Origin of the sequence: Pseudomonas sp. JV449, assembly GCF_032424295.1 — a bacterium.
GTDB classification, from domain to species: domain Bacteria; phylum Pseudomonadota; class Gammaproteobacteria; order Pseudomonadales; family Pseudomonadaceae; genus Aquipseudomonas; species Aquipseudomonas marginalis.
The window spans coordinates 761,018-782,491 of the sequence record NZ_VYKD01000005.1; the positions used below are offsets into that span (position 1 = coordinate 761,018).

Genomic DNA, 21,474 nt, shown 5'->3' on the forward strand with positions numbered 1-21,474 from the left:
CACGACTAGCACCGGCACCGCCGACACTGATTGCCCCTAGCTTAGCCTTTTGCCAGCGGCCGGCGAAAGCTTTGCCGGGTGGTTCGTTCAAGTTCTCCGGAAATGTCCTACAGAACGTGTCGGTAGCGAAAATGCTGGCCGCATCCCACCCTCAAGTCAGGTAGAATGCGCGCCCAGTTTTTGGAGAAGCGTATGACCCTGCTCAAATTCAGCGATGTGTCCCTTGCTTTCGGCGCTATGCCGTTGTTGGACAAGGTGTCCTGGCAGATCGCCCGTGGTGAGCGGGTGTGCATCATCGGCCGCAACGGCACCGGCAAGTCCAGCATGATGAAGCTGGTAAAGGGCGACCAGAAGCCCGATGACGGCTCTGTCTGGCGCTCCCCAGGCCTCAAGATTGGCGAATTGCCGCAGGAATTGCCGGTTGCCGACGGACGGACTGTGTTCGACGTGGTTGCCGAAGGCCTGGACGGTGTCGGTGAGTTGCTTGCGCAATACCATCACCTGGCCCAGAACTGCGTCACCGAAGCCGACCTGGACAAGCTGATGCACGTCCAGCAGGACCTCGAAGCCCGTGACGGCTGGCGCCTGCAGCAACTGGTGGACAGCACCTTGAGCCGCCTGCAGCTGCCGGCCGACAAGACCCTCGCCGAGTTGTCCGGCGGCTGGCGTCGTCGTGTGCTGCTGGCCCAGGCCCTGGTGTCCGAGCCCGACCTGCTGCTGCTTGACGAGCCAACCAACCACCTGGACATCGGCGCCATCGCCTGGCTGGAAGAAGCCCTCAAGGATTTCCAGGGCGCCGTGCTGTTTATCACGCACGACCGCTCCTTCCTGCAAAACCTGGCGACGCGCATCCTTGAGCTGGATCGTGGCGGCCTGATCGACTGGAACGGCGACTACGCCAGCTTCCTGGTGCACAAGGAAGCTGCGCTGTCCGCCGAAGAAACCGCCAACGCCCTGTTCGACAAGAAACTGGCCCAGGAAGAAGTCTGGATCCGCCAGGGCATCAAGGCGCGCCGTACCCGTAACGAAGGCCGCGTGCGTGCCCTCAAGGCCCTGCGCGTCGAGCGCAGCGAACGTCGCGAGCGCACCGGCAAGGCCAATATCCAGCTGGATACCGCCGATAAGTCGGGCAAGCAGGTCATGGTGCTCGAGAACGTCAGCTTCCATCACCCGGATGGCCCGTTCCTGATCAAGGACTTCTCCATGGTCCTGCAACGCGGCGACCGTATCGGCCTGTTGGGTGCCAACGGTACCGGCAAGACCACCTTGCTCAAGCTGATGCTCAATGGTCTGCAACCGACCAGCGGCACGGTGGAAGAGGGCACGCGCATCGACGTGGCCTACTTCGACCAGTTGCGCCATCAGTTGGACCTGGAAAAGACCGTGATCGACAACGTCGCCGAAGGCCGCGACTTTATCGATATCGACGGCCAGAGCCGCCACGTACTCAGCTACCTGGGTGATTTCCTGTTCAGCCCGCAACGTGCGCGTACGCCCGTGAAGGCCTTGTCCGGTGGCGAGCGTGCGCGCCTGCTGCTGGCCAAGTTGTTCAGCAAGCCGGCCAACCTGCTGGTGCTCGACGAACCGACCAACGACCTCGACGTGGAAACCCTCGAGCTGCTGGAAGAGGTCCTGCTGACCTTCAACGGCACTGTGCTGATGGTCAGCCACGACCGGGCATTCCTCGACAACGTGGTCACCAGCACCCTGGTCTTCGAAGGTGAAGGCAAGGTGCGCGAATACGTCGGTGGTTACCAGGACTGGCTGCGTCAGGGCGGCTCGCCGCGCCTGTTGGGCGTGACCGAGAGCAAGTCCGGCAAGGCCGACCTGACCTCCGCTGTGGTGGCTCCGGTGGAAGCGGCTGCACCGGCCCAGGAAGCGGCACCGGCGGCCAAGAAGAAACTCAGCTACAAGCTGCAGCGTGAGCTGGAAGCCTTGCCGGGTGATATCGACGCCAAGGAACAGCAGATCGCCGCAGTAGAAGCGGAAATGGCTGACGCGGGTTTCTACCTGCGTCCGGCAGCGGAAACCGCCAAGGTCATCGCCTCCCTGGAGACGTTGAACCAGGAGCTGGAAGTGCTGGTCGAGCGTTGGGCCGAGCTGGATGCCTGAGTGACCTTCGTGCAATAAAAAAGCCCGGCGCCCTAATATGGGCGCCGGGCTTTTTCATATGAAATGCGGTTCAAATGTGGCCTTAAGAGGTTTTTACCAGTCTGACGGCCAATACATCGCACGGCGCACCGTGCAGCACATCATTGGCAGTAGAACCCAGCAGCAACGCCAAACCATGACGGCCATGGCTGCCGACCACGATCAGGTCGCAATGCTGCTCCTTGGCCAGGTGGTGGATTTCCTGGCGCGGTTGGCCGTAGGTGAGGTGGGAGTTTTCCTTGGTCACTTCGGGGTATTTGACGATCAGGCGGTCAAGGCGCTCCTTGGCCTGGTCGAACTGTTGTTGCTGCAATTGGGAAAGGTCCATGGGCACGTCGCCGCCAAAGGCCATCGCCATGGGCTCGACGATATGCACCAGTGACAGTTTTGCGCCACTGGCAACGGCAAACGCTCGGGCGCGCTTGATCACTGGATCGCACTCTTCGGTCAGGTCTACGGCGACCAGAATATGTTCGTAGGACATGGGGCGTTCCTCCAGGGGACTGCAATAGATTCAGTATGGCTGCTTTCAAGCGGATAGGGTTGCGTCAGGTCAAATCCGCTCATCAGAAAAATCGGGAGTACACATATGACGGTCTGGATAGTGGTGTCAATCCTTGTCGTGGTTCTGAGCCCCCTGGCATGGCTGCGCCCATCACGCCATCAGAGCGGGCGCATGGCCCTGCGCATGGAGGCACGCCGCATCGGCCTGGCCATGCAACTGGCGCCCCAGGAGTGGCCGCACTGGCTCAAGCAAGAGCCGCCGAGCCCCTGTGCGCAGTACTGCCGACCCCGGCGCGGCAGTATGCCGGCCGTTTGGAGCTACTGGCAGCTGGAGCCTGGCGTGTGGGTCAATCAGTGGCGCGAAGTGTGTGTGGACGAGAAGTTGTTGCCGCATTTTGCAACGCTGCCGGCGAATGTCTACAAGGTCGAGGCCGACAAGCAAATGATCGCCCTTTACTGGGGCGAGAAGGGCGAGGCGAGCGACCTGCTCGCCATTGATACATTGCTCAAGGCCCTGGCCTGATGCTGCCCTCTGCCGCTCTCTGTAGGAGCGAGCTTGCTCGCGAAAATCGTCAACGATAACGCGGGTATTCAGGTTATACGCGGCGCCCTTGAATTTTTCGCGAGCAAGCTCGCTCCTACAAAAATACCAAACGCCAGGCAATAAAAAGCCCGAAAGCATCATCGGGCTGGAGTTGGCCAGGCAGGCCGGTAAATCTGGGTTTTCCGCGTCGGATGTTCATCCAGGCGCGTTACGGTTGTCGCTAGCCTAGCGGCATATCCCGTTCTGTACAGCGGTTTTCCCTATCTTTTTCATTATTGATTTCGTGAATAGTTGAATATTGACGAATCGCGGGCCTGGCCCCGGGGTTCTGAAATGACTGGAAAGTCGCGTTTTTCCTAGCCTTTCGAGCGATTGACAATTGCTCGGAATTGGATGAAGGTGGCGTACCCAAATCAAACGGGCGTATGAATTGAGCGTTTGTCTGTCAGACCGCTCATACAGAAACCCGACTATCGCATTGGCGGGTGTGCCTGGCGGATTGGCCTGAGCATTGACGAAATTATCAATGTCCAAGCATAGGCCAGCGTCCAATGTGTACTGTTCAGCTTCCATATCGTGGAGATCAGTTGATGATTTACGAAGGTAAAGCCATCACGGTTAAGGCTCTTGAAAGTGGCATCGTCGAACTGAAGTTCGACCTCAAGGGTGAGTCCGTCAACAAGTTCAACCGTCTAACCCTGAACGAACTGCGTCAGGCCGTAGACACCATCAAGGCTGATGCATCGATCAAAGGTGTGATCGTCTCCAGCGGCAAGGACGTGTTCATCGTCGGCGCTGACATCACCGAATTCGTCGACAACTTCAAGCTGCCCGATGCCGAGCTGGTGGCTGGCAACCTCGAAGCCAACAAGATTTTCAGCGATTTCGAAGACCTCAACGTACCGACCGTTGCCGCGATCAATGGCATCGCGCTGGGCGGCGGCCTGGAAATGTGCCTGGCGGCGGACTTCCGCGTCATGGCGGCCACCGCCAAGATCGGCCTGCCTGAAGTCAAGCTGGGCATCTACCCAGGCTTCGGCGGCACCGTGCGCCTGCCGCGCATCATTGGTGCCGACAACGCCATCGAGTGGATTGCCGCCGGCAAGGAAAACCGTGCCGAAGACGCACTGAAAGTCGGTGCCGTCGACGCCGTGGTGGCTCCGGACAAGCTGGCCGAAGCCGCGTTGAACCTGATCAAGGGCGCCATCAGCGGCGAATTTGACTACAAGGCCAAGCGTCAGCCGAAGCTGGAAAAACTCAAGCTCAACGCCATCGAACAAATGATGTCGTTCGAAACCGCCAAGGGTTTCGTGGCTGGCCAGGCCGGCCCGAACTACCCGGCGCCGGTTGAAGCGATCAAGACCATCCAGAAGGCCGCGAACTTCGGTCGCGACAAAGCCCTGGAAGTGGAAGCAGCAGGCTTCGTCAAGCTGGCCAAGACCTCGGCGGCCCAGAGCCTGATCGGCCTGTTCCTGAACGACCAGGAACTGAAGAAAAAGGCCAAGGCCTACGACGAAATCGCCAAGGACGTGAAACAGGCTGCCGTGCTCGGCGCCGGTATCATGGGCGGCGGTATCGCCTATCAGTCGGCGTCCAAAGGCACGCCGATCCTGATGAAGGACATCAACGAACACGGTATCGAGCAGGGCCTGGCCGAAGCCGCCAAACTGCTGGTCGGCCGCGTTGATAAAGGTCGTATGACTGCGGCGAAGATGGCTGAAGTGCTTAACGGTATTCGTCCTACGCTGTCCTACGGCGATTTCGGCCATGTCGACCTGGTGGTCGAAGCGGTTGTCGAGAATCCGAAGGTCAAGCAGGCGGTACTGGCTGAAGTTGAAGGCCACGTCAAAGACGACACCATCCTGGCCTCGAACACCTCGACCATTTCCATTTCGCTGCTGGCCAAGGCCCTCAAGCGTCCGGAAAACTTCGTCGGCATGCACTTCTTCAACCCGGTGCACATGATGCCGCTGGTGGAAGTGATCCGTGGCGAGAAGTCCAGCGAGCTGGCGATTGCCACCACCGTTGCCTACGCCAAGAAAATGGGCAAGAACCCGATCGTGGTCAACGACTGCCCGGGCTTCCTGGTCAACCGCGTGCTGTTCCCGTACTTCGGTGGTTTCGCCAAGCTGGTGAGTGCCGGTGTGGACTTCGTGCGCATCGACAAGGTCATGGAAAAATTCGGCTGGCCAATGGGCCCGGCGTACCTGATGGACGTGGTCGGCATCGACACCGGCCACCACGGTCGTGACGTGATGGCTGAAGGCTTCCCGGACCGCATGAAAGACGACCGCCGCTCGGCGATCGACGCGCTCTACGAGGCCAAGCGCCTGGGCCAGAAGAACGGCAAGGGTTTCTACGCCTACGAGGCGGACAAGAAGGGCAAGCAGAAGAAAGTGGCCGACCCGTCGGTGCACGAAGTGCTGGCTCCGGTCATCTACGAACAGCGTGAGGTGTCGGATGAGGACATCATCAACTGGATGATGATCGCCCTGTGCCTGGAAACCGTGCGTTGCCTGGAAGACGGCATCGTTGAAACCGCCGCCGAGGCCGATATGGGCCTGGTGTACGGTATTGGCTTCCCTCCATTCCGTGGTGGTGCGCTGCGTTACATCGACTCGATCGGTGTGGCCGAGTTCGTTGCCCTGGCTGATCAATACGCTGATCTGGGCCCGCTGTACCACCCGACCGCGAAGCTGCGTGAGATGGCCAAGAACGGCCAGCGCTTCTTCGGTTAAGTGCCCAGACGACTAGAGCGAGAATATTTATGAGCTTGAATCCAAGAGACGTCGTGATTGTCGACTTCGGTCGTACGCCGATGGGCCGCTCCAAGGGCGGCATGCACCGCAACACCCGCGCTGAAGACATGTCGGCGCACCTGATCAGCAAGCTGCTGGAACGCAACGTCAAGGTCGACCCGAACGAAGTCGAGGACGTGATCTGGGGCTGCGTCAACCAGACCCTGGAGCAGGGCTGGAACATCGCGCGCATGGCGTCGCTGATGACGCAGATCCCGCACACGGCAGCCGGCCAGACCGTCAGCCGCCTGTGTGGCTCGTCCATGAGTGCGCTGCATACCGCCGCCCAGGCGATCATGACCGGCAACGGTGATGTATTCGTGGTTGGTGGCGTGGAGCACATGGGCCACGTCAGCATGATGCACGGCGTCGATCCTAACCCGCACATGTCGCTGTACGCGGCAAAAGCCTCGGGCATGATGGGCCTGACCGCGGAAATGCTCGGCAAGATGCACGGCATTACCCGTGAAGCCCAGGACGCGTTCGGCGTGCGTTCCCACCAACTCGCCCACAAGGCGACCGTGGAAGGCAAGTTCAAGGATGAAATCATCCCGATGAACGGCTACGACGAGAACGGTTTCCTCAAGCTGTTCGACTACGACGAAACCATTCGTCCGGATACCACCCTGGAAAGCCTGGCGGCCCTCAAGCCTGCCTTCAATCCGAAGGGCGGCACCGTGACGGCGGGTACTTCGTCGCAAATCACCGACGGTGCCTCGTGCATGATCGTGATGTCGGCGCAGCGTGCCCAGGACCTCGGCATCCAGCCGCTGGCAGTGATTCGTTCGATGGCGGTGGCGGGTGTGGACCCGGCAATCATGGGCTATGGTCCAGTACCGGCGACACAAAAAGCCTTGAAGCGCGCGGGCCTGACCATCTCCGATATCGACTTCTTCGAACTCAACGAAGCTTTCGCTGCACAGGCCCTGCCGGTGCTGAAAGATTTGAAAGTGCTCGACAAGATGAACGAGAAGGTTAACCTGCACGGCGGTGCGATTGCCCTGGGCCACCCATTCGGTTGCTCCGGTGCGCGTATTTCCGGCACTTTGCTTAACGTGATGAAGCAAAATGGCGGTAACCTTGGGGTTGCAACCATGTGCATTGGTCTCGGCCAAGGCATCTCCACCGTCTTCGAACGCGTCTAAGCGTTGAGTCGACGGAAGCCGGGGCCCAGTGCCCCGGTTTTTGTTTTTTGGAATTTTTAATATTTTTTTCAACAAATTTTGTAAGGGGGCCAGAGCATGAAAGTCGAACCAGGGCTCTACCAACATTATAAAGGTCCGCAGTACCGCGTTTTCAGCGTGGCACGGCATTCCGAGACCGAAGAAGAAGTGGTGTTCTACCAAGCACTGTATGGCGATTACGGCTTTTGGGTGCGCCCCTTGAGCATGTTCCTGGAGACCGTCGAAGTTGACGGCGAGCAGGTCCCGCGCTTTGCTTTGGTCCAGGTCGAACCCAGTCTTTTTTCAGGGCAATAACGGCAGGTCGCGCAGAATGCTGCGCTTGACCTCACCTTGTTGCCACTATATATAGCGTTGCCGCGTCAGGCGCCAACTGCCTTTCACTTCTCGAATTCAGGAATTTTCCGATCCATGGGCAAATCGCTGGTCATTGTGGAATCCCCGGCTAAGGCCAAGACCATCAACAAGTACTTGGGCAACGAGTACGTGGTGAAGTCGAGTATCGGCCATATCCGAGACCTGCCCACCAGCGGTTCGGCTAGCGCCAGCAAGGAGCCTGCCGCCAAGCGCGGCAAGGCGGCTGCGGGCGAAGGTCCGGTGCTCACGCCTAAAGAGAAAGCGCGCAAGCAGCTGGTCTCGCGCATGGGTGTGGACCCGGATCATGGCTGGAAGGCCAAGTACGAAATCCTTCCGGGCAAGGAAAAGGTCATCGAAGAGCTGCGCCGGCTCGCCAAGGATGCCGACACCATCTATCTCGCAACGGACTTGGACCGCGAAGGGGAAGCCATTGCCTGGCACCTGCGGGAAGCCATCGGCGGTGATGACAGCCGCTACAAGCGTGTGGTGTTTAACGAAATCACCAAGAAAGCGATCCAGGAAGCCTTCTCCAAGCCGGGCGAGCTGGACATCGATCGTGTCAACGCCCAGCAGGCCCGTCGTTTCCTCGACCGCGTGGTGGGTTACATGGTCTCGCCGCTGCTGTGGGCCAAGATCGCCCGTGGCCTGTCCGCCGGCCGTGTGCAATCGGTAGCGGTCAAGCTGGTGGTGGAGCGCGAGCGTGAGATCCGTGCGTTCAACCCCGAGGAATACTGGGAAGTCCACGCCGACCTGGGCACCGCCAAGGGCGCCAACGTGCGCTTCGAAGTGGCCCGTGAGAAAGGCGAGGCGTTCAAGCCGCTGAACGAAGCCCAGGCCATGGCCGCGCTGGAGAAGCTCAAGGCCTCCAGCTACAGCATCGTCAAGCGTGAAGACAAACCGACCAGCAGCAAGCCGTCGGCGCCGTTCATCACCTCCACCCTGCAACAGGCCGCAAGTAACCGCCTGGGCTTCGGGGTGAAGAAAACCATGATGATGGCCCAGCGTCTGTACGAAGCCGGCTACATCACTTATATGCGTACCGACTCCACCAACCTGTCGCAAGACGCGGTGGCGATGGCGCGTACCTATATTGAAAGCGAATTCGGCAAGAAGTACCTGCCGGAGAAGCCGAACGTCTACAGCAGCAAAGAAGGCGCCCAGGAGGCTCACGAAGCGATTCGTCCTTCCGATGCCAACACCGAGCCAAGCAAGCTGAGTGGCATGGAGCGCGACGCTGAGCGCCTCTACGAGCTGATCTGGCGCCAGTTCCTGGCTTGCCAGATGCTGCCGGCGCAATACCTGTCCACTACTGTCAGCGTGGGTGCGGGCGATTTCGAGTTGCGTGCCAAGGGCCGTATCCTCAAGTTCGACGGCTACACCCGTGTGATGCCGCAGATCGCCAAGCCTGGCGATGACGATGTGCTGCCGGACATGGCCCAGGGCGACACGCTGAAGCTGATCAAGCTCGACCCGTCCCAGCACTTCACCAAGCCGCCGGCGCGTTATTCGGAAGCCAGCCTGGTGAAAGAGATGGAGAAGCGCGGTATCGGTCGTCCGTCGACCTACGCGGCGATCATCTCCACCATCCAGGACCGTGGCTACGTCGCGCTGCACAACCGTCGTTTCTATTCGGAAAAGATGGGCGATATCGTTACCGAGCGCCTGTCCGAGAGCTTCTCCAACCTGATGGACTACGGCTTTACCGCCGGTATGGAAGAGAACCTCGATGACGTGGCCCAGGGCGAGCGCGACTGGAAAAACGTGCTCGACGAGTTCTACGGCGACTTCAAGAAAAAACTCGAAGTGGCTGAAAGCCCCGAGAGCGGCATGCGTGCCAACCAGCCGGTGATGACCGACATCCCGTGCCTGACCTGTGGCCGTCCGATGCAGATTCGTACCGCATCCACCGGCGTGTTCCTCGGTTGCTCGGGCTACAGCCTGCCGCCGAAAGAACGCTGCAAGGCCACCGTCAACCTGGTGCCGGGTGATGAAATCGCCGCCGACGACGAGGGTGAATCCGAGTCGCTGGTACTGCGTGGCAAGCACCGCTGCCCCATCTGCAGCACGGCGATGGACGCCTACCTGCTGGACGAGAAGCACAAGCTGCACATCTGCGGTAACAACCCGGATTGCGACGGCTACGAGATCGAAGAGGGCAGCTACCGCATCAAGGGCTATGAAGGCCCGAGCCTGGAATGCGACAAGTGCGGCAGCGAGATGCAGCTCAAGACCGGCCGCTTCGGCAAGTTTTTCGGTTGCACCAACCCGACCTGCAAGAACACGCGCAAACTGCTGAAAAGCGGTGACGCGGCGCCGCCGAAGATGGACCCGGTGAAGATGCCGGAACTCAAGTGCGAGAAGGTCAACGACACCTACATCCTGCGTGACGGCGCCTCGGGCCTGTTCCTGGCGGCCAGCCAGTTCCCGAAAAATCGCGAGACCCGAGCGCCGTTGGTGCTGGAGATCGTGCCGCACAAGGACGAGATCGATCCGAAGTACCACTTCCTGTGTGACGCGCCGAAGAAGGACCCGGATGGTCGCCCAGCCGTGATCCGCTACAGCCGCAAGACCAAGGAGCAGTACGTGCAGACCGAAGTGGACGGCAAGCCAACCGGCTGGAAAGCGTTCTACGACGGTGGCAAGTGGAAGGTCGAGGACAAGCGCCAGGGCGCTTGACCCGCTAGTCTGTTAACGTTAGAAGCCGTCTGTATAGACGGCTTTTGCTTGCTGTGGGAACGAGGAGGACGCCTGGTCCTCGCTCGCGAAGGTTGTTAACGATTACGCGAAAAACCTGGCACCGAACGGTGCTCTGAAGTTTTTCGCGAGCAAGCTCGCTCCTACATAGCCAGCATCACGCTTATTCGTTGTGGAGATTGCCGTTATGGCCAACGAGCTCTATACCCGTACCAATCAGAAAATTTATTTTGCGGGTTTGTCCCTGGAAGCCCTTGGCCGTGCCGAGGAGGGGAAGGAGATGAACGCGATTGCGCTGGTCCAGGCCGGGCGTGAAGCCGCGTTGTTCCACCTGTATGGTGCGTTACTGGGCTTGTGTCATGAGATCGCCGGGTTCTACCGCTTGCCCCAGGCCGGTTCGCCCCGTGCGGAAATGATCATGAATCGTGAGGTGCTGGAAAGCATGGCGATCCCTGAGCTGGCCGAGTTGGTGGAAATGGCGCAGAGCCCTGACAGCTGGGTCGCGCGTCTGCTTAAGGCTCATGCGGATATGTTTCAGCCGCCCCGCGTTCCCCATGTGCCCAAGGGCGATGTGACCCAGCCCTTGATCGTGGCGGTGGCGCTGGAAGAGGAAGAGCCCGAGCCACTGAGTCGCGAAGAGTTGGAAGGCTGGCGTCAGGCGCTGAAAAAGATGGCATTGCGCTTTCGTGAAGGTTTGAACGAGTGCTGAACGTTGGTCGGATTCACATGGCACCGTTCATCAAGCCGTAAAGAAACCTCTTCAGATCCTCAGCGAGGCCGGGCGGATGACTGATATAATCCCGGCCTTTCGTGGAGAACAGACTTTTATGCCGACGTCCTTTCTGGAAATTGTTGAGTTGCCTGACGGCCGAATCGAGCTGCGCCGGGCCGAGGACGAAGGTTCTCTGGTTATCCTGGATTTTTCCGAGGACGCCAAGGTGTTCCTGCAGGGCCAGCACGTGGAAGTGGCAAAAGCCATGTTGAGCGTTGGTGTGCAGATGGCCGGTCGCCTGGCAGAAGGCGAGCCCGAGAAAGAAGACGGCCCGCGCGTTCTTCACTGAGTGTGGCAAGTGGGTTCGCTGTTGTGGCAAGCCCGCTCACCACAACAGGCCCCCTCCACAGGGATAGCCTGCGGCACACAGAATTAACCCAATCGAATATTCAAGCTCTGTGCATCGCCGGTACGCGCTGCGCTGATCAGCTGTGCCTTGGCAGTGGCATTCAGCGGGTTGAGCCAGCTCACCACGGTGTGGCTACGGCCCAGGCGCAAGGCTTCACAGGTCAACTGCTGAGCACTTTGCGCACCGCGCGGTTGCAGCAGCAGGATGCGCTCGCGATTAAGGCCGGCATCCCGCAGCCAGGCCTGGGTCAGGCTGGCGGGCGGGGCGATCAGCGTCAACCAGCGTGCATCCTGTTCCTCGCTCAGTTCACGAAGGATCGGCGCCAGCAGGCTCAGGCAGCTCCCGGCCGCACCGCGCAACGACAGTTCACTGAACGCCTCAGGTTCGGCGCTCCAGGGCGCCTCGACCGTTTCCTTGAGGATGGGCGCAAGGGGTTGGGCCATAAAGGCCTCGAACAGCGACAGTTGTGTGTGTTGGGGGGTGTGCACGAGCTGCATGATGCCTCCTTTAGCGGCGAATGACGCCGACGCTCAGGCCTTCGATCACCAGGTCCTGATCTTTCAGGTTCACTTCAATCGGGGCGAACTCAGGGTTCTCGGCCAGGAGCCAGACCTTGCTGCCTTCGCGCTTGAAGCGTTTGACGGTGACTTCATCGCCGATACGGGCGACGACGATCTGGCCGTTACGGGCTTCTCGGGTGGTGTGGACGGCCAGCAGGTCGCCATCGAAGATACCCACGTCCTTCATGCTCATGCCATGTACCCGCAACAGGTAGTCGGCGCGAGGGTGGAAGAAGCTCGGGTTGATGTTGCAGGATTCCTCGACGTGCTGCTGCGCCAGGATGGGCGCGCCGGCGGCGACGCGACCGATGATCGGCAGTGTCGATTCGTCGGCCTTGGCTTCGAAGCCAGGGATGCGAATACCCCGTGAAGCACCGGGGGTCATCTCGATCGCGCCTTTGCGAGCGAGGGCCTTGAGGTGTTCTTCGGCGGCGTTGGGGGACTTGAACCCCAGTTCCAGCGCAATTTCGGCTCGTGTCGGCGGGTAGCCGTTGTCATCGAGGCAGCGCTTGATAAAAGCCAGAATCTCAGCTTGGCGTGGCGTCAGTTTTAGCATGTTGATCGCTCTGTCTTTTTATACAGTGACTGGGATTATATACAGTGGACTGCGCTTGGCAATCATCCTTTTCTACGCCTCCGCTGGACGGTCATTCGTTAACTGTCCTACAAGGCAGAGATAGCGCTGCCTACAGACCTGGGAGTATGTGATTAAATAGCGATGAAATAGATGACTGCCCGGCCGGAAAGCGAACTTGCAGGCTTGACAAGACACACCCTGAAACGTATGTTTCAAACAAGTGTTTGTCAGGCGGAGTATCCATGGCCCAGTCGGAAACCGTTGAACGCATTCTCGATGCTGCCGAGCAATTGTTCGCGGAAAAAGGATTTGCTGAAACTTCATTGCGGCTGATCACCAGCAAGGCCGGGGTCAACCTCGCCGCGGTGAACTACCATTTCGGCTCGAAAAAGGCCCTGATCCAGGCGGTATTCTCGCGCTTCCTGGGGCCGTTCTGTGCCAGCCTCGACCGTGAACTCGAGCGCCGCCAGGCCAAGGCCGACCACAAGCCGACCCTGGAAGACCTGCTGGAAATGCTCGTGGAGCAGGCGCTGGTGGTTCAGCCACGCAGCGGCAATGACCTGTCGATCTTCATGCGCCTGTTGGGCCTGGCATTCAGCCAGAGCCAGGGCCACTTGCGCCGTTACCTGGAAGACATGTACGGCAAGGTATTCCGCCGCTATATGTTGCTGGTCAACGAAGCCGCCCCGCGTATTCCGCCGATCGAACTGTTCTGGCGCGTGCACTTCATGCTCGGTGCAGCCGCATTCAGCATGTCCGGGATCAAGGCGTTGCGTGCGATTGCCGAGACCGATTTCGGCGTGAACACTTCCATTGAGCAGGTCATGCGCCTGATGGTGCCATTCCTTGCCGCCGGTATGCGCGCTGAAACCGGCGTGACCGACTCGGCCATGGCTGCCGCCCAGTTGCGCCCACGCAGCAAATCCACGCCAGCTGCCGCCAAGGTTTGACCGCTCCGGGTGTGCGCGGCCGCTTGCATCCGCTAAGCTAGCCGCCCATGCCGAATTCAGCTATTTACTCGCAACCTGTTGTCCTCACTGCGCCTGGTGAGGACAACGGGTTGCGTGCGTTATTTAAGGAAGGTTTATGACTGCTGCCCTGCAAGGTTCTTTGATGGTCGACGTGGCCGGTACTTGGCTGACGGCCGAGGATCGCCACCTGTTGCGCCAGCCTGAGGTCGGTGGCCTGATCATTTTTGCGCGCAATATCGAGCATCCGCGCCAGGTGCGGGAATTGAGCGCGGCGATTCGTGCGGTGCGCCCGGACCTGCTGCTGGCGGTCGACCAGGAAGGCGGTCGCGTACAGCGCCTGCGCCAAGGCTTTGTGCGCCTGCCGGCCATGCGCGCGTTGGCGGACAACCCCAACGCCGAGTACCTGGCCGAGCAGTGCGGCTGGATCATGGCCACTGAAGTGCTGGCGGTCGGCCTCGACCTGAGCTTCGCCCCGGTACTGGACCTGGACTACCAGCGCAGCGCCGTGGTCGGCACCCGTTCCTTCGAGGGCGATCCCGAGCGCGCCGCCGTGCTTGCCGGTGCCTTTATCCGTGGCATGAACAGCGCCGGCATGGCTGCCACCGGTAAGCACTTCCCGGGCCATGGCTGGGCCGAGGCCGACTCTCACGTCGCGATTCCCAATGACGAACGCAGCCTGGAACAGATTCGCGCCAATGACCTGGTGCCTTTCGCACGCCTGAGCAAGCAGTTGGCGGCAGTGATGCCGGCGCATGTTATCTACCCGCAGGTGGATGCGCAGCCTGCCGGCTTCTCACGCCGCTGGTTGCAGGACATCCTGCGCGGCGAGTTGCAGTTCGATGGGGTGATTTTCAGCGATGACCTGTCGATGGCCGGTGCCCATGTGGTCGGCGACGCGGCCAGTCGGATCGAGGCGGCGCTGACCGCAGGTTGCGACATGGGGCTGGTGTGCAACGACCGTGCGGCGGCTGAGCTGGCGCTGAGTGCGGCGCAGCGCATGAAGGTCACGCCGTCGGCCCGCATCGCGCGTATGCGTGGGCAGGCGATTGCTTCGACTGACTACAAGCAGGATCCGCGCTGGCTCACCGCACTTGGCGCTTTGCGGGATGCACAGCTGATCTAGCGCTTTTCCTGCTTATTGGGCAACGGCGCAAACAACGCCTCGATATCGTCGTTGCCCAACTGCCAATCCCCCGTGGTACGCCCATCCAGCACACCCGCTGCCAGGTCGGATTTTTCCTTTTGCAGGTGCTGGATTTTCTCCTCCACCGTGCCCCGCGCGATCATCTTGTACACGAACACCGGCTTCTCCTGGCCAATGCGGTATGCGCGGTCGGTGGCCTGGTTTTCCGTGGCCGGGTTCCACCAAGGGTCGTAGTGAATCACGGTATCGGCTTCGGTCAGGTTCAGCCCTACACCGCCGGCCTTCAGGCTGATAAGGAAAATCTGCAACTTGCCGCTCTGGAAATCCTTCACCGGTGTGCGCCGGTCGCGGGTCTGGCCCGTCAACAGGGCGTAGGCGACACCGCGCTTTTTCAGCTCCACTTCGATCAGGCTCAACATCGAGGTGAACTGGGAAAACAACAGGATCCGGCGACCTTCCTCAAACAGCTCTTCGAGCATTTCCATCAGGCTGTCGAGCTTGCCCGAGCTGCTGCCACGGGTGGGCAGGGTCGCATCGTTGACCAGGCGCAGATCGCAGCACACCTGGCGTAGCTTCAGCAGTGCTTCAAGGATGATGATCTGGCTGCGCGCCACGCCTTTGCGGGTGATTTCGTCGCGGACCTTTTTGTCCATGGCCAGGCGCATGGTCTCGTACACATCGCGCTGGGCCTCATTGAGGTCGACCCAGTGAATGATCTCGGTCTTGGGCGGCAGCTCCGTGGCCACCTGCTCCTTGGTGCGGCGCAGCAGGAAGGGTTTGATCCGACCGTTGAGGTGCTGCAGTCGTACTTCGCTGGCGCGCTTTTCGATGGGGACGCGGTAGTCGCGGTTGAAGCTTTTGACGTCGCCCAGCCAGCCCGGCAGCAGGAAGTGGAACAGCGACCACAACTCGCCCAGGTGATTTTCCAGCGGTGTGCCGCTCAGGCACAGGCGCTGCCGGGCATTCAGCTCGCGCGCGGCCTGGGCAGCCTTGCTGGAAGGGTTCTTGATGTACTGGGCTTCATCGAGGATCAGCACATGCAAGGGCAGGGCGGCCAGGTGCTCGATGTCCTTGGGCAGCAGCGCGTAGGTGGTCAACAGCAGGTCGTAGTCCTGCAGGCTGGCGAAGTGTTTTTTGCGCGTGGCCCCGTACAGCGCCAGCACCTTGAGTTGCGGGGTGAAGTGCGCCGCTTCGTCCAACCAGTTGGGGATCAGGCTGGTGGGCATCACCACCATGCACGGCCGGTCCAGGCGTCCGGCGATCTTTTCACTGAGGATATGCGCCAGGGTCTGCAGGGTTTTGCCCAGGCCCATGTCATCCGCAAGAATGCCGCCCACCTCCAGCTGGCGCAGCGACTGCATCCAGCTCAACCCTTCCAGTTGATAAGGCCGCAAGGTCGCGTTCAGGCCTTCGGGTGCCACACAGGTGAAGTCCTTGATGTCCCGCAGGCGCTGGGCAAAGTTGCGGATCTTCTCGCCGCCCTCCCATTGCAGGGGCAGGTCTTCCAGCGGGTTGAGGCGAATCGCATCGGCCTTGGCCAGGCGCAGCGCGGTGGTGCCCGGCTCCTGCAGGTAAAACTCACCGAGGGTGGCCAGTACCGGTTTCAGGCGGCCGTAGGGCAGGGCCACTTGCAGCGGGCCATGACCGCCATTGGGCAGGCCGGGGATATTCACCAGGATCAGCTCGTCATCGCGGCGCCGCGCGAGTTTTTCCGGGTTGAGGATCTCGGTGTGGGAGCGCATCAGGTTGAGCAGGATCGGCAGCAGGCTCAGGCGCTCACCGTTGACGATAATCCCCAGTTCCAGGTCGAACCAGTCGCGCTCGGGGCCTTCATCGACAGTGGCGTACCAGTCGTCGACCGCGCTCAGGTCAAACCCGAAGTCTTCGTCGATCTGCAACTCCCAACCCTCGGCCCGCAGGGTCGGCGAGGCATTGAGTGTGAAGTTCAGCCAGGCACTGTCATTAACCATCTCGAACAGCTCGCCGGCGCTTTCCGGCAAGGCCTTGCTCTGGCGCGTGGCGATCTTGAAACCGAGCAGGCGCAGTTGTTCGCGATAGGGCTGCTCCAGCTCGGGATGGCGCTTGATGCGCAGGCTGTGGGTTTCCTGGCGCACGATGATATCGGCGTTCTTTTGCCCGCTGACATAGTTGCCCAGGTAGTTGAACGACAACGCCGCACGGTGCTGGATATAGCGTTGCATCTTGCCGTTGCGCGGTTCAAATGCGCTGAACTCGACGCTGGCCAGCCACAGGCGCGGCACGGGCACCACATCCTCCATCACCACCTGCGGCAACACCGCACGGTTATCCAGCACGGCCTGGAGTTTTTCCAGCAACTCGGCATCCTGGGCCGCCGCCGGGTAGGCCAGGGTTTCCTGGACCTTGAGCAGCACCGCCGCGATGTGTTTGCAGTTGGTGTGCACCGGGCAGGTACAGCGGCTGTCCACCAGGATCAGCGCGCCCTTGGCCGATTCGCGCAAGGAGATGGTCTGCCGGTAAACGTTGCCCCCCGAGCCTTCGCAACTGGCGACGATGGTGCTGTCGCCGGATTCGACGATGCGCACGCGGTTCTCCAGGGCATAGCGCCGCCCGCGCTCCAGGCTTTGCTCTTTGAAGCGATTGGCCCATGAAGGGGCCAGGGGTTTGGTCAACGGCGACGTCAGGGGCATGGCGCTGGATCAGTCCTGAATGTCGGGCGGGGGTGCGCTGGGTGGCTTGGCGGTCAGCGAAGTGATCTTGATCAGCAGTGCCAGATGACCGCCATCCAGGTAGTTGAGCTGGTTGTTCTTGGTGCGCACGTCTTTCTGGCTCAGGTGTTCGCTGGCCACCACGCTGCCGTTGCTGTCGAACGTGTTGAGCCAGAAGTCCGCATCGATATCCGTGAAACGCCCCAGTTGCAGGCTTAACACGCCCTCGATGGGGAACTGGCCGAACTGCTCCTGGCCGTCGGTGATCGCGATCCTGACCGGCTGCTCGCCGAGGTTCTGTTCCCAGGCCTTGTGCGCCAGCACGGTGAAGCTGTTATCGGCGTTGAGTTTGTCGACGATATTGTTCAGGCGCGGCGGGCTCAGCCTGTCGCCCAACCGCTGCGCGCCCGCATCCCAGTTTTCCGGCGCCGCGCGGCTGTTGAGCGCCGGCTCCGCGTTCTGGCGTACCAGGATCATTTCCACCTGGTACGGACTGTCGGCAAATGCCGAAGGCGCGAGTACCACCAACAACAGGCTCAGAATGCGGAACAGGCGCATTGGGGCGTCCTTCAAGCAGATTTCGGGATGAGGCGCTCGAACAACGCCTCCAATGTATTAAAGCGTTCTTCGGCACGTTCCATCGGCACCATGAACTTGAACAGCGTAGCCCCTTCGAACTTGTAGCGATTGGGCTGGCCCTGGATCAGCTTGATCAGCACCAGTGGGTCCACCGGTGTCTGCGCTTCGAACTCGATACGCCCGCCTTGCGGCCCGGCGTCGACTTTCTTGATCCCAAGCTGCTCGGCCTGCAATTTGAGCAGGGTCAGGCGCACCAGGTTCTTGGTCGGCTCGGGCAGCAGGCCGAAGCGGTCGATCATCTCCACCTGCAGGTCCTTGAGGCCCTCTTCGTCGGTGGCCGAGGCGATGCGCTTGTACAGGATCAACCGTGCATGCACATCCGGCAGGTAGTCTTCGGGGATCAACGCCGGCAAGCGCAGGTTGATTTCCGGACCGCCGCCCAGGGGCTGGTCGAGGTTTGGCTGCTCGCCCTTGCGGATGGCTTTCACCGCGCGTTCGAGCATCTCCATATACAGGGTGAAGCCGACGGCCTGGATCTGCCCGCTCTGGCCATCGCCCAGCAGTTCGCCGGCACCGCGGATTTCCAGGTCGTTGGTGGCCAGCACAAAACCGGCGCCCAGGTCCTGGGTGTTGGCGATCGCTTCCAGGCGCTTTTCGGCGTCCCCGGTGATCTGCTGGCGGGGCGGCGTCAGCAGGTAGGCATACGCCTGGTGGTGACTGCGCCCAACCCGGCCGCGCAGTTGATGCAGCTGGGCCAGGCCGAACTTGTCCGCCCGCTCGATGATGATGGTGTTGGCGCTAGGCACGTCGATGCCGGTCTCGATGATGGTCGAGGCGATCAGCACGTTGAAGCGCTTGTGATAGAAGTCGCTCATCACCTGTTCGAGATCGCGTTCGCGCATCTGCCCGTGGCCGATGGCGATGCGTGCTTCCGGCACCAGTTCGGCGAGGTCGGCGGCGCATTTCTCGATGGTTTTTACGTCGTTGTGCAGGTAGTACACCTGGCCGCCGCGCAGCAATTCGCGCAGCAGCGCTTCCTTGACTGTGCTTTTGTTCTGCTCCATCACGAACGTGCGCACCGACAGGCGCCGCGCCGGCGGCGTGGCGATGATCGACAGGTCGCGCATGCCCGACACCGCCATGTTCAGCGTGCGCGGAATCGGCGTGGCGGTGAGGGTAAGGATGTCGACTTCACTGCGCAGGGCCTTGAGCTGTTCTTTTTGACGCACACCGAAGCGGTGTTCTTCGTCGATGATCACCAGGCCCAGGTTCTTGATCTTTACATCGTCCGACAGCAGCTTGTGCGTGCCGATCACGATGTCGATCTTGCCTTCGGCGAGGTCGGCGACGGCGGCATTCACTTCCTTGGCGGACTTGAAGCGGCTCATCACTTCCACGGTCACCGGCCAGTCGGCAAAGCGGTCGCGGAAGCTGTTGTAGTGTTGTTGGGCGAGCAGGGTAGTCGGCACCAGGATCGCCACTTGCTTGCCGCCGTGTACCGCAATAAAGGCCGCGCGCATGGCCACTTCGGTCTTGCCGAAGCCCACGTCGCCGCACACCAGGCGGTCCATCGGCTTGGGCGCGAGCATGTCGGCGCGCACCGCTTCGATGGTGGTTTGCTGGTCCGGGGTTTCTTCGAAGGCGAAGCCGGCACTGAAGGTGGCGTAGTCGGCTTTCGGGTCGGCGAAGGCATACCCTTCGCGCGCCGCACGACGGGCATAGATGTCGAGCAGTTCGGCGGCGACATCGCGCACCTGTTCGGCGGCCTTGCGCTTGGCTTTCTGCCAGGTCTCGGAGCCCAGGCGGTGCAACGGCGCCAGGGCGTCGTCGCTGCCGGTGTAGCGGGCGATCAGGTGCAGGTTGGCCACCGGCACGTAGAGCTTGGCGCCCTCGGCGTATTCCATGGTGAGGAATTCGGCGGCCTGGTTGTCGATCTCCAGGGTCTGCAGGCCCAGGTAGCGGCCGACACCGTGGTCGATATGCACCACCGGCGCGCCTTCGCGCAGTTCCGTGAGGTTTTTGATCACCGCATCGTTGTTGGCGTCGGCGCGTTTTTCACGGCGGCGACGCTGCATCACGCGCTGGCCGAACAGCGGGCTTTCGGCGATCAGCGCGAGCGCCGGGTCATCCAGCAGCAGGCCTTCGTCCAGTGGCGCGATGGTGATCGCCAGGCGCTCTTTGCTGGCGACAAAATCCGGCCAGCTGTCGACGGTTTTCGGCCGCAGCTTCAGGCGTTCCAGCAGCTCCAGCAGCACTTCACGGCGCCCGGCGGACTCTGCGGTGAACAGCACGCGGCCGGGGAAGTCGCCGAGGAAGTTCGAGAGTGCTTCCAGGGGTTGCGTGGCTTTGGCCTGGATCGCCAGGTCCGGCAGCGTCGCCGCCGGGAAACGCTCGCGACCGCTGCCGGTATCCACATCCTGTTGGCTGGCGACCACGCGCGGCCAGTTTTTCAGGCGGGCGAAGCAGTCTTCCACCGGCAGGAACAGCTCGGCGGGCGGCAATAAAGGCCGGGAAGGATCGACGCGGCGCTCTTCATAGCGGTTGCGCACGTCGTTCCAGAAGTTTTCCGCCGCCTGTTCGATGCCCGGCAACGAGAACACCTGGGTGTCCTGGGGCAGGTAGTCGAACAGGGTCGAGGTTTCGTCGAAGAACAGCGGCAGGTAGTACTCGATACCGGCCGGGGTAATCCCGCTGCTCAAGTCCTGGAAGATCGGGCAGCGGCGGAAGTCCACATCAAAGCGTTCACGGAAGCGCGCCTTGAAGCGCGTGACCGCGTCCTTTTGCAGCGGGAACTCCCGCGCCGGCAGCAGCTTGATCGACTCGACCTTGTCGATGGACCGCTGGTTTTCCGGATCGAAGGTGCGCAGGGTCTCGATTTCGTCATCGAACAGGTCGATGCGGTACGGCAACTTGCTGCCCATGGGGAACAGGTCGATCAGCGCACCACGCACGGCGAATTCACCGTGCTCATACACCGTGTCGACACAGCGGTAGCCGCTGGCTTCGAGGCGCGTGCGCATCTGTTCCACGTCGAGTTTCTGGCCGATATCCAGCACCAGGCTGCTGCCCAGCAGGAACTTGGTCGGCGCCAGGCGGTGCAGGGCGGTGGTGATCGGCACCACCAATACACCGTGGGCCAGTTCCGGCAGGCGGTACAGGCTGGCGATGCGCTGGGAGATGATGTCCTGGTGCGGCGAGAACAGGTCGTAGGGCAGGGTTTCCCAGTCGGGAAAATGCAGCACCGGCAAATCGGGGGCGAAGAAGCTCAGCTCCTGCTCCAACCGTTCGGCGCTTTGGCTGTCGGCGGTAAGCAGCAGGGTAAAGCGCTTGGCTGCGCTGGCAGCCTCGGCAATGGCCAGGCTCAGGGCGGCACCGGGCAGGTTGCCCCAGTGCTGTTTACCTGCCGCGGCAGGGAGAAGCGGTAGACGCAGAACGGGCACGGAAGGTTGAGCTCCAAGCGTTGCGACAAAGTCGGTAATTGTAACGGCCCGAGGTGCCGCCTGTCAGTTGCTGACTGAGCCTATTACGGTTTGTAGGAAATGTAGTGGCTAAGACAAACAAAGCAGCCTTTTGACTCATTATGTAGTGCCGTTTTGCACGGATGTT

Annotated in this window: 16 protein-coding genes; 10 read left to right on the plus strand and 6 right to left on the minus strand. The window is 61.0% G+C overall.

Annotation, left to right across the window (positions count from 1 at the left end):
- Positions 1-192: 192 nt before the first annotated feature.
- Positions 193-2,112, plus strand: a complete 1,920-nt coding sequence (locus tag F6S08_RS08880) for an ATP-binding cassette domain-containing protein (protein WP_315871530.1) — start codon at positions 193-195, stop codon at positions 2,110-2,112.
- A gap of 82 nt (positions 2,113-2,194) precedes the next feature.
- On the opposite strand, the gene F6S08_RS08885 is transcribed toward F6S08_RS08880, so the two are convergent.
- The gene (locus F6S08_RS08885) at positions 2,195-2,635 is read right to left on the minus strand and encodes a universal stress protein (RefSeq protein WP_027604244.1); all 441 of its coding nucleotides are present in this window, start codon (positions 2,633-2,635) and stop codon (positions 2,195-2,197) included.
- Positions 2,636-2,740: 105 nt separating this feature from the next.
- Between F6S08_RS08885 and F6S08_RS08890 the strand changes: the two genes are divergently transcribed.
- The 7 genes from F6S08_RS08890 (at position 2,741) to F6S08_RS08920 (ending at position 11,290) form a co-directional block, all read left to right on the plus strand.
- Positions 2,741-3,178, plus strand: a complete 438-nt coding sequence (locus tag F6S08_RS08890; protein ID WP_027604243.1) for a hypothetical protein — start codon at positions 2,741-2,743, stop codon at positions 3,176-3,178.
- Positions 3,179-3,789: 611 nt separating this feature from the next.
- Positions 3,790-5,937, plus strand: coding sequence for a fatty acid oxidation complex subunit alpha FadB (gene fadB / locus F6S08_RS08895; protein ID WP_065947397.1), 2,148 nt, complete (start codon positions 3,790-3,792; stop codon positions 5,935-5,937).
- Between the two features lie 29 nt (positions 5,938-5,966).
- A complete protein-coding gene (gene fadA, locus F6S08_RS08900) occupies positions 5,967-7,142 on the plus strand; it encodes an acetyl-CoA C-acyltransferase FadA (protein ID WP_026136849.1) in 1,176 nt (391 codons plus the stop codon).
- A gap of 96 nt (positions 7,143-7,238) precedes the next feature.
- Positions 7,239-7,475 carry a DUF1653 domain-containing protein gene (locus F6S08_RS08905; protein WP_027604241.1) on the plus strand — a complete coding sequence of 79 codons (237 nt, stop codon included), beginning with the start codon at positions 7,239-7,241 and terminating at the stop codon, positions 7,473-7,475.
- A 114-nt stretch (positions 7,476-7,589) separates the two neighbouring features.
- Positions 7,590-10,211 (plus strand): type I DNA topoisomerase, encoded by a 2,622-nt coding sequence (topA, locus tag F6S08_RS08910; RefSeq protein ID WP_065928159.1) that lies wholly within the window; start codon positions 7,590-7,592, stop codon positions 10,209-10,211.
- 205 nt (positions 10,212-10,416) lie between these two features.
- Positions 10,417-10,938, plus strand: coding sequence for a DUF6586 family protein (locus F6S08_RS08915; RefSeq protein WP_027604239.1), 522 nt, complete (start codon positions 10,417-10,419; stop codon positions 10,936-10,938).
- Positions 10,939-11,056: 118 nt separating this feature from the next.
- Complete coding sequence (locus tag F6S08_RS08920) at positions 11,057-11,290, plus strand: hypothetical protein (RefSeq protein ID WP_010212068.1); 234 nt, start codon at positions 11,057-11,059, stop codon at positions 11,288-11,290.
- 83 nt (positions 11,291-11,373) lie between these two features.
- Here the strand turns inward: F6S08_RS08920 and sulA are convergent, their stop codons facing one another.
- Both sulA and lexA read right to left on the minus strand, forming a co-directional pair.
- Complete coding sequence (sulA, locus tag F6S08_RS08925; protein ID WP_027604238.1) at positions 11,374-11,847, minus strand: SOS-induced cell division inhibitor SulA; 474 nt, start codon at positions 11,845-11,847, stop codon at positions 11,374-11,376.
- Between the two features lie 10 nt (positions 11,848-11,857).
- Entirely contained in the window at positions 11,858-12,466 is a 609-nt protein-coding gene (lexA, locus tag F6S08_RS08930; RefSeq protein ID WP_315871531.1) for a transcriptional repressor LexA, read from the minus strand.
- A 263-nt stretch (positions 12,467-12,729) separates the two neighbouring features.
- Between lexA and F6S08_RS08935 the strand changes: the two genes are divergently transcribed.
- Both F6S08_RS08935 and nagZ read left to right on the plus strand, forming a co-directional pair.
- A complete protein-coding gene (locus F6S08_RS08935; RefSeq protein WP_027604237.1) occupies positions 12,730-13,437 on the plus strand; it encodes a TetR/AcrR family transcriptional regulator in 708 nt (235 codons plus the stop codon).
- A 136-nt stretch (positions 13,438-13,573) separates the two neighbouring features.
- Positions 13,574-14,581 (plus strand): beta-N-acetylhexosaminidase, encoded by a 1,008-nt coding sequence (gene nagZ / locus F6S08_RS08940; RefSeq protein ID WP_065947399.1) that lies wholly within the window; start codon positions 13,574-13,576, stop codon positions 14,579-14,581.
- Here the strand turns inward: nagZ and F6S08_RS08945 are convergent.
- Genes F6S08_RS08945 through mfd form a run of 3 tightly spaced genes read right to left on the minus strand, consistent with a single transcriptional unit; the run spans position 14,578 to position 21,308 of the window.
- Complete coding sequence (locus F6S08_RS08945; protein ID WP_065947400.1) at positions 14,578-17,271, minus strand: DEAD/DEAH box helicase; 2,694 nt, start codon at positions 17,269-17,271, stop codon at positions 14,578-14,580. The genes nagZ and F6S08_RS08945 overlap by 4 nt on opposite strands.
- 9 nt (positions 17,272-17,280) lie before the next feature.
- On the minus strand, positions 17,281-17,847 hold the full coding sequence (locus F6S08_RS08950; protein WP_065928156.1) for a CsiV family protein: 567 nt from the start codon (positions 17,845-17,847) through the stop codon (positions 17,281-17,283).
- Positions 17,848-17,858: 11 nt separating this feature from the next.
- Positions 17,859-21,308, minus strand: a complete 3,450-nt coding sequence (mfd, locus tag F6S08_RS08955) for a transcription-repair coupling factor (RefSeq protein WP_027604233.1) — start codon at positions 21,306-21,308, stop codon at positions 17,859-17,861.
- Positions 21,309-21,474: the final 166 nt, after the last annotated feature.

Excerpts from the sequence above, each read along its gene's own strand:
- F6S08_RS08880 (WP_315871530.1), top strand. The coding sequence starts at position 193 with ATGACCCTGCTCAAATTCAGCGATGTGTCCCTTGCTTTCGGCGCTATG.
- F6S08_RS08885 (WP_027604244.1), bottom strand. The coding sequence starts at position 2,635 with ATGTCCTACGAACATATTCTGGTCGCCGTAGACCTGACCGAAGAGTGC.
- F6S08_RS08890 (WP_027604243.1), top strand. The coding sequence starts at position 2,741 with ATGACGGTCTGGATAGTGGTGTCAATCCTTGTCGTGGTTCTGAGCCCC.
- fadB (WP_065947397.1), top strand. The coding sequence starts at position 3,790 with ATGATTTACGAAGGTAAAGCCATCACGGTTAAGGCTCTTGAAAGTGGC.
- fadA (WP_026136849.1), top strand. The coding sequence starts at position 5,967 with ATGAGCTTGAATCCAAGAGACGTCGTGATTGTCGACTTCGGTCGTACG.
- F6S08_RS08905 (WP_027604241.1), top strand. The coding sequence starts at position 7,239 with ATGAAAGTCGAACCAGGGCTCTACCAACATTATAAAGGTCCGCAGTAC.
- topA (WP_065928159.1), top strand. The coding sequence starts at position 7,590 with ATGGGCAAATCGCTGGTCATTGTGGAATCCCCGGCTAAGGCCAAGACC.
- F6S08_RS08915 (WP_027604239.1), top strand. The coding sequence starts at position 10,417 with ATGGCCAACGAGCTCTATACCCGTACCAATCAGAAAATTTATTTTGCG.
- F6S08_RS08920 (WP_010212068.1), top strand. The coding sequence starts at position 11,057 with ATGCCGACGTCCTTTCTGGAAATTGTTGAGTTGCCTGACGGCCGAATC.
- sulA (WP_027604238.1), bottom strand. The coding sequence starts at position 11,847 with ATGCAGCTCGTGCACACCCCCCAACACACACAACTGTCGCTGTTCGAG.
- lexA (WP_315871531.1), bottom strand. The coding sequence starts at position 12,466 with ATGCTAAAACTGACGCCACGCCAAGCTGAGATTCTGGCTTTTATCAAG.
- F6S08_RS08935 (WP_027604237.1), top strand. The coding sequence starts at position 12,730 with ATGGCCCAGTCGGAAACCGTTGAACGCATTCTCGATGCTGCCGAGCAA.
- nagZ (WP_065947399.1), top strand. The coding sequence starts at position 13,574 with ATGACTGCTGCCCTGCAAGGTTCTTTGATGGTCGACGTGGCCGGTACT.
- F6S08_RS08945 (WP_065947400.1), bottom strand. The coding sequence starts at position 17,271 with ATGCCCCTGACGTCGCCGTTGACCAAACCCCTGGCCCCTTCATGGGCC.
- F6S08_RS08950 (WP_065928156.1), bottom strand. The coding sequence starts at position 17,847 with ATGCGCCTGTTCCGCATTCTGAGCCTGTTGTTGGTGGTACTCGCGCCT.